Here is a 7,909-nt window from a genome sequence, read left to right on the forward strand (position 1 = left end):
GACTTAAAAGTTGCCCGACAGTTCGTTGCCCTACCGAGTCGATTTAGTCAATTTCTCTGCACTTACCTATCCAGATTTCATTGAGCATATCAAAAGAGTTGGCAAGTTGATTTATAGGAAATAAAGGCTTTTACAGGCAAAAGATATATCTACACCCTAAGTTTTATGTCAACTACTCATGGCTCATTTACCTTTAATGAAATCAGCGATAACCATTCGACTTGGGTAATAGAATAAAGATAAACACATAGGCCACATAGTATTTTCACATAGTACACAAATCTAAGGTCTATGTTTACTATGTGTATATTCTAATGTTCTCTATGTGTTTTAAAAGGATTACTACCAAATCCTGCATTTATTCGTACACCCAAACTAACAATATGACCGACAATCCTAACGTGCTGGTTATCTGTGGAAAAAACAAGAAACGGAGTAAAACCGCAGAACATCTGTTTTTGAACGACAACCGTATTCGCATCCGTTCGGCAGGATTAAGCCCCAAAAGCAACCGAAAAATCTCCGAAAATGATTTGCATTGGGCAGATTTAGTTTTAGTGATGGAATACGAACATAAATCAAAAATTAAGGAGCTTTACAGGCATTTGGAACTTCCTACCATCGAGGTATTGGCCATTCCCGACGATTACGAGTACATGGACGAAGAACTTGTAGAAATCCTAACTGACAGAATCAATGACACCCTAAAACGTGTATATGCGATTTAGGCAAACAGCCATTTACGTCAACCAATGAAATTCACCATAAGCGATTTTAGTATTTTGATGGGGGGAGGTATTGCGCTTTTGGTGGCCATAGGCGTTTGGTTGAGAAACAAACAACAATCGTCCATCGCTAACTATTTCCTCATCGCTTTTTTGCTTAACTGCTTCATTAGCATATTCCTCAAAAACCTGTATTTCAATCAGTTATTTGAACATCTCCCTCATTTACTAAAACTCAACCACCCGCTCGGACTACTGCGTCCCGTCACGTTTTACCTGTATTTTTACTTTTTGTTTCGCCCACAAGCAAGGTGGCAAAAAATTCAGTGGCTTCACTTTGCCCCTACGCTTCTGTTGCTGGTTTATACCTTGCCTTTTTATTCACTAAGCGCCCGCGACAAAGTGCTTGTTTTCCAGCAAGCCCTCCCCGACCCTGCCCCCAACTTTTTGGCATTTGCGGGCATTACCGTGTCATTGGCCGTAGGCTATTTTTTTCTATCGGTCTATGAGTGGTGGCGTTTTCGACCTATCTCCGCACAAACTTCTTTACCCAAAATCATTTCTACCCGACGTTGGTTACTACTGTTGCTCGCAGGTTATGCCCTTTATCTACTTTCGTCGGCGCTGATTTGGCTCCTGCCCTATCCCCAGTACGAGTATTTTTCCTACCAAATCATCTCCCTTTTTTTGATGGTAGGTTGCATCAAACTCCTCAGCCAGTCCGACTTACCTACGTACCAAGTAATGCCTCCGAAGTATGCGAAGTCTAACCTCACCGATGCCCAAAAAGCCCAATTGCTACAGGAACTTCACCGCTTAATGCGGGACGAAAAGTTGTTTTTGAACGAAAATCTGCGCCTAAAAGAAGTGGCACAAAAAATGGGCATCAACGAAAATCAACTTTCTCAACTTGTGAACGAGTGCGAAGGGATGAGTTTCAACGATTTTGTCAATAAATTCCGCATTGAAGCCGCCCAAGAGTTACTGTGCTCGGAGCAATTTTACAAAACAACGATTGAAGCCGTGGGGTACGATGTTGGGTTTGGGACGAGGGCTTCTTTTTACAACGCTTTTAAAAAATTTACGGGACAAAGTCCCAGCGAATTTCGTCGAAAAAGCAGCTAAATCTTGTCCAATCTTACCATTTTTGACGATTACAGGGATTTTTAACCCTACTCTTGCCAAAAAATCACCAAGTTTTAAAAACCAACAAGAGTAGTCACCCATGAAATCATCCCTTTATTTTTCGCTTAAAACAATCGTCGCTGCCTTTATCTTTGCAGTAGTAAGTCCTTCGGTCAACGCCCAATCGGTCTGGATCATGGATTTTGTGGAAGTCAAAAACGGCAAAGAAACCGAAGTGGCGTATTTTATTCGGGAAAACTGGCAGGTTTTCCGCGTAGAGGCTCTGAAACAAGGCATCATTACGTCTTATAAAGTGTTGAAAACAGCGCCTGATTCGACCGCAGCATTTCGCTATATTTTGATGACCGAATACGCCGACAGCACCGCCGTAAGGCTCAGTGAAGAACGTTTTCGACCTATTTTGAAAGCATTACGCCCCAACGGCCCGCAGTTTTTGAACGAAAGCCGCCCCAAAGATTTTTGGCAAATTCCGATTTCCAAGCAGGCGGTAACGTTTATTCATTCAAACGAAAAAAAGTAGCCGAGCAACCCATGAAATTCGACACACATGCCCCAACCGCCCGACTCCAGCCGTACATTAAGTGTTTTGTGGTGTCGGAAAACGACCAAGAAAGCGACTACAAAGTCTTTCCGTCGTCGGGGCTTGTGATTGGATTTCAATACCGAGGTCAGCTTACTTCTTACCAAAACGACACCGTCCAATCGCTTGCTTCGGCGGGGATTACGGGGATGTCCGACAGCTACAAAGTTTTCAAAAACTCCGCTCATATCGGTACTATTTTAGTCTATTTTACCGAGACGGGGTTTGCCCATTTTGCCTCCCAACCCACGCACGAACTTTTCAATTTGAGCCTGTCGTTGGAGCATATTTTTGACAAAAATATCATCCACGAAGTTGAGGAAAAATTGGCTGCGGCCACTACCGACAAACAACGCCTCCGAGTCGTCGAGCAGTTTTTTCTTTCCCAACTCAAAGACATCGAAACCGATAAACTTATTGTGGAGGCGGTTAGGCTGATTTACGAAAGCAGAGGAAGCATTCGGGTAAAAGAACTCAACGAACGGCTATTTATCAGCGCCAGTCCGTTTGAGAAACGCTTCCGAAAAATTGTGGGTACGACGCCAAAAAAATTTGCGTCGATTGTGCGTTTTAATACCGTTTTAGCTCAGTTTGACCAACAAAAATCGCTAACCGATATTTGTTACGAAAACCACTTTTTTGACCAAGCCCACTTCATCAAAGACTTCAAACAATTTACGGGAGATACACCCGAAAACTTCAAACGCTTCTTGTAGAAAAACGATTTTTTACAATCACAGGCCCGCCCATTGTCGCACCTTTGCAGGGTAATCATAGGGTTATAACTACCTATGAATCTGTAACTTTTAAACACCAAGAAGCAATGTTTACCGCAGAACAAATTCAAGCTGCCCACGGCAAAGTAAAATCAGGCGCCGACTTCCCCGCTTATGTTCAAGAGATTAAGGCACTAGGCGTTACCCATTACGAAGCCTACGTTTCGGACGGCCACATCGACTACCACGGCGCCAACCAACACACCGCTACCGTGCCTGCCAAGTACGCCCCTTTGGCGATTGCAGCGTCCCCCAACTATCCCCTTTTTAAGGCCGAATTAGTCGCACACCAGCAAGGCAAAACGGATTTTATGACCTTCATTACCATGTGCGCAGGCACAGGCATCGAAAAATGGGCTATTTGCATGAATAAAATGACCTGTACCTACTACGATTTAGCAGGGCATGAGGTGTTGGTAGAAGTGATACCTTCGTAGCAGCCGCTGAAAATTTTGTACATTTATGCTTTTGATTGCACCAGCATCCTGCCTCAACTCAGTCGGTTTATGTATCATCGCTTTATCTGTACACTCTTTTCTTTCCTCTGTTTTGGGTTAACATCAAACGCCCAAGAAGACTCCACTCGTTTTTTTGTGGAAACGGGTGGAGTGGCCGCTACCTCACAGCACACTCCGTTTTGGCTTCGTTCTAACCAATTTGGAAGCGTTCCCCTATCCAATCCATTTGTATTTGTGAAAACAGGAGCCCAAGCTTTTATCGGAACAAAACCCCGTAAAGCCCAGCTTCACTTACAAGGCGAAATTATAGCCAATGTAGGGCGTACTTCTTCGGTTATTTTACCCGTGGCATCTGCCACCTTTCGTCATCGCCAATTTGAAGCCTATGTAGGTCGTCGCAAAGAATTTTTTGGGTTGGGCGATACCCTACTTTCCTCTGGCTCTTACGCTTGGTCGGGCAATGCCCTGCCCATTCCCAAAGTTCATATTGGTACACGAGGGTTTGTCTCGGTCCCTTTTACCAAAGACATATTGGCTTTTCATGCCACATTTTCTCACGGTTGGTTTGGTCGCCAAGATTCCGTTCGTAATTACTATTTACATCAAAAAAGTTTTCACGGTCGAATCGGAAAACCCACTTGGAAGGTCAACTTTTTCTTAGGGTTGCTCCACTATGTACAGTGGGGTGGTACGCCAGTTCATCCCATACAAGGAGTCCTTACCGACGGCAAATACCCTTCGTCTTTCAAAGACTACCTTTATTTGACCATTGCCAAATCTCCCGAAGGTACCAGCTATTCCGAATTTGAAACGTTCAATCAAATCGGAAATCATTTGGGTTCTATTGACCTTGCTTTTTCGTACAAACAAAGCCATTGGGACGTATTATTGTACCACCAACACCCCTATGAAGATAAATCAGGTCTAGCTTTTACAAATTTCCCCGACGGGTTGTATGGGCTCCGTCTCAAAAACGCCAAAGCAAACACAGGACGAGGACTTCATATTTCTCAGGTTACTCTCGAATACCTCACTACGCTTGACAAAGGCAATAGTATGAATCCTGATTTGCGAAATAGGTACGAACCCGACCCTTATTTTAGGCACGCCCAATATACAACCGACTGGACTTATAACCATTTTATCATCGGGACACCCTTTTTTACCCGCTACTTTGACATGAACCCCGCACTCATTGCCCCTGCTTACGTCAATAAATTGACAAGGGGCTACTATGTGGCCAACAATAGCGTAGAGCTATTTCATGCAGGGTTAGAAGGCACCATTGGGCAGGTCACACGCTTCTCTACTCGAATTTCGTACAGCAACAACTTCCCAGAATACTTTAAGGACGTGTTTGCCAAAGCGAACCAATTTTCATACCTAGCTACGTTTATCTTCCCTTGGAAAAAATACGGACTCGAAACCAAAGCAACCATTGCGTTTGATTATGGTCAACTCTTTGACAAAAACCTTGGGATGATGTTTTCGGTGAAGAAAAAACTGTTTTAGACTAAAACACGTCTCGCGCTTCTAAAAATTTCAACAAAGCAATCAAATCACTTTCGTTGGTGATTTTTTTACCAAATTGTGCGATGTGATACTCCAAACCATCGTATTCGCGTAGAAATGCCACTGTCGCTGAGTAAGTACTCAACTGAATAGGGCGCAATTTTTGATTTGAAAATAACAGGGCATACTCAAATTTGCGTTCTATTTCTCCACTAAAGTCATTGTCCACCCCAACTGACAACCCATCTTTGTAGCCTTTGGGATACTCTTTTAAGCTGCAAACGGGATTAACCAATAACTTTACTTTTCCATCAAAAATGGTTTGGTAAAAACGCCCCTTGATACAACGAAACGACGTAGTGCCAATCGTTGCATCGGAATTATTGACTGGCACCGACTTATCATCAAAGTACGCAATAACACATTGATGCAATAGGTCGAGAAGTATGGGCTTGGTCAACGTCTCACCACCTGCTACCGAAAATGTTCCCATTGCCAACGAATCTTGCCAAAAAATACTCCCTTTGTACTTGTTTTTCGAGGTCGATTGGTTCGGAGTTTTATACTCAAACTCTGTGTATTTTTCACCTTTTTGGTTGGTTAAAACACGGGTTTGTGCCCAGCTCATCGTGCTTAACAAAAGAAACCCTATTGACAAAAGTAGCTCGTTCACAGAGATTTTCATTAAGAAGGTAGATTTATTTTATTTTGAAAGAAGCCTTTTTACATTTGTTACTCATGCACCTTCCTTCCGCCATAAAAATGCGATTATTTGACGACGAAACCACCATTGAACAGCTCGTTGAACGGTTTAACTCATGCACTCTCCCTGCTGAGGCTTGGACCCACGAAGCACATTTAGCGATGGGAATATGGTACTTACGCCAATATACGTTGACCCAAGCCATGCTGCTTGTTCGCCAACGAATCATCTTATTTAATCACTCCGTAGGAGGACCTATTGGTTTTGAACGAGGGTATCATGAAACGCTTACGTGGTTTTGGCTCAAAACGATAGAGGGGTTTCTCAATGAATTTGGACGCCAACAGCCGTTACTAGACACTTGTAACACCTTCTTAAAAAGCGAATTAGCCGACCGCAACCGTGCCTTGTTTTTTTATAAAAACGACGAAGTTTTTTCGCTCGAAGCCCGTACGTACCTAATCCAGCCCACCCTTCAGGTGCTTGTATAAGAATTGCTATCTTTGTAAGATAAACTTTCTGTATATGCCTAAACAACTCCTGACCGACCTACTTTTACAAAATCAATTGACGTGCAGTTTTGCCTTTCAGCAAATCACGCTTGAAAATGCCCATTTACGTCTTAACCCCCAAACCGCTTCCGTTGGATTTATTTATCGCCATGTAGCCGAAACCATGAACCTGTTTGGGTATTTTTTAGGAATGCCTAGCGAAGTGACCAACACCACCATGGGGCACACCGACGAAGGCCAAGGCAATGATGTAGAAGCAAGCCGTGCACTGCTCCAAAAAGGGTTTGATATGTTGCAAAATTGCATCAATTCAACCCCTGAAGAGGCGTGGAACGACCCCATCGATACGCCCTTTTTTGGTACGGTTTCGCGCGTGAGAATCTTTTCCCACGTACTTTTTCACAACGCTCACCATGCGGGACAAATTGCTTTGACGTTGTCCAAAGGGGCTTAGATATTACGCTTATGCTACTGCCTTATTTTCCGTTTGAGGAACGTTATTCTTTTACCATGGGCACTTTCCCCCTCAAAGAAACCGACCCGCTGGTAGAAGTAGATGAGCATTATGTGGCCGAAATAACCGAAAAACGTCGCCTACTTGCCGAAGACCACGGTTATTATTTCGACGCACTGCCCGAAACCCTTTTGGCACAGTGGGAAGTACTCGACAAGGTGCTTCGATCCTTGACGGCCTTCTATCCTCAGCATTTTCAGTTGAAAATAGAAGGAGACCATTGGCATTGGCATAACCGCCTTTTGGACGAACAGCTTTCATTTGTATTTGAAGACAATAGTAGCCTTCCTTTCTCACCCCTCGATTGGGTGGGTCGCCAAGTACAAGAAGATTTACTTCTGATGGCCAAAGATGAAGCCGTCTCGCTCAAAGCGGGCCAATTGTGCTTCCCCAACGACTGGGATTTGGGTGAAAAATTTGGCAAATCGTTTTTGGACATTCATACGCACATCCCGAAAGTACTTGGCTCCATGATGTTGACTGCCCAAAAACTCATGGAACGCATCATTGCCCATCGGCCCGTGTGGCGTCTCAACTGGAATTTCAAGATTCATAATGCGTTAGATATGTCGTCGAAGTATTTTGTGGCTTCGCGAAAAGAGTTGGCAGAAGTGGGACCTACCCTCACCCCCGACACAATCGGAGAACGATTGTACTTACGCATAGAACGCCAAACGTTGACGCGTCTGCCTCGTTCGGGGTATATTTTATTTGGGATTCATACTTATCAAAATACCCTCGCCAACGAAGCCAAAGACCTCGACCGCGCGCGTCGGATGTACCAAGTTTTGGCAAGTGCTCCGCGTGAAGTAATTCAGTATAAGGCTATTCCGTATTTTGAGGAAGCACTAATCAATTATTTAAAACAAAACCTTATCGAAACCTGATAGGTTTTAGAAACCTACCCGATATACATAATTTATAAACTCGTTTTTTGACATATTGACTTAGTGATAATAAACCCTCGAAAGAGTTGTTTAAAT

General features: G+C 43.6%; 10 protein-coding genes. 9 read left to right on the top strand and 1 reads right to left on the bottom strand.

Annotated features, from left to right (window positions below; genetic code table 11):
• The first annotated feature begins 383 nt into the window (after positions 1–383).
• The 6 genes from FHS57_RS30930 (at position 384) to FHS57_RS30955 (ending at position 5,197) form a co-directional block, all read left to right on the top strand.
• Positions 384–728 (top strand): protein-tyrosine-phosphatase, encoded by a 345-nt coding sequence (locus tag FHS57_RS30930; protein WP_183980564.1) that lies wholly within the window; start codon positions 384–386, stop codon positions 726–728.
• 24 nt (positions 729–752) lie between these two features.
• Positions 753–1,850, top strand: a complete 1,098-nt coding sequence (locus tag FHS57_RS30935) for a helix-turn-helix domain-containing protein (protein ID WP_183980566.1) — start codon at positions 753–755, stop codon at positions 1,848–1,850.
• A 100-nt stretch (positions 1,851–1,950) separates the two neighbouring features.
• A complete protein-coding gene (locus FHS57_RS30940) occupies positions 1,951–2,391 on the top strand; it encodes a hypothetical protein (protein ID WP_183980568.1) in 441 nt (146 codons plus the stop codon).
• Between the two features lie 11 nt (positions 2,392–2,402).
• The gene (locus tag FHS57_RS30945) at positions 2,403–3,167 is read left to right on the top strand and encodes a helix-turn-helix domain-containing protein (protein ID WP_183980570.1); all 765 of its coding nucleotides are present in this window, start codon (positions 2,403–2,405) and stop codon (positions 3,165–3,167) included.
• A 107-nt stretch (positions 3,168–3,274) separates the two neighbouring features.
• The gene (locus FHS57_RS30950; RefSeq protein WP_183980572.1) at positions 3,275–3,664 is read left to right on the top strand and encodes a DUF1398 domain-containing protein; all 390 of its coding nucleotides are present in this window, start codon (positions 3,275–3,277) and stop codon (positions 3,662–3,664) included.
• 69 nt (positions 3,665–3,733) lie between these two features.
• Positions 3,734–5,197 (top strand): capsule assembly Wzi family protein, encoded by a 1,464-nt coding sequence (locus tag FHS57_RS30955; RefSeq protein ID WP_183980574.1) that lies wholly within the window; start codon positions 3,734–3,736, stop codon positions 5,195–5,197.
• Between the two features lies 1 nt (position 5,198).
• Here FHS57_RS30955 and FHS57_RS30960 read toward each other — a convergent pair whose 3' ends face one another.
• Positions 5,199–5,882, bottom strand: coding sequence for a hypothetical protein (locus tag FHS57_RS30960; RefSeq protein WP_183980576.1), 684 nt, complete (start codon positions 5,880–5,882; stop codon positions 5,199–5,201).
• A gap of 77 nt (positions 5,883–5,959) precedes the next feature.
• On the opposite strand from FHS57_RS30960, the gene FHS57_RS30965 reads away from it, so the two are divergent.
• From FHS57_RS30965 to FHS57_RS30975, 3 genes are read left to right on the top strand one after another with little or no spacing between them, the layout of a single operon-like run.
• Entirely contained in the window at positions 5,960–6,391 is a 432-nt protein-coding gene (locus tag FHS57_RS30965; RefSeq protein WP_221225781.1) for a hypothetical protein, read from the top strand.
• 34 nt (positions 6,392–6,425) lie between these two features.
• A complete protein-coding gene (locus tag FHS57_RS30970) occupies positions 6,426–6,866 on the top strand; it encodes a DinB family protein (protein WP_183980579.1) in 441 nt (146 codons plus the stop codon).
• Between the two features lie 11 nt (positions 6,867–6,877).
• Positions 6,878–7,813, top strand: a complete 936-nt coding sequence (locus tag FHS57_RS30975; protein WP_183980581.1) for a heme-dependent oxidative N-demethylase family protein — start codon at positions 6,878–6,880, stop codon at positions 7,811–7,813.
• The last annotated feature ends 96 nt before the right edge of the window (positions 7,814–7,909 follow it).

The organism is Runella defluvii (assembly GCF_014195535.1).
Taxonomy (GTDB): Bacteria; Bacteroidota; Bacteroidia; order Cytophagales; family Spirosomataceae; genus Runella; species Runella defluvii.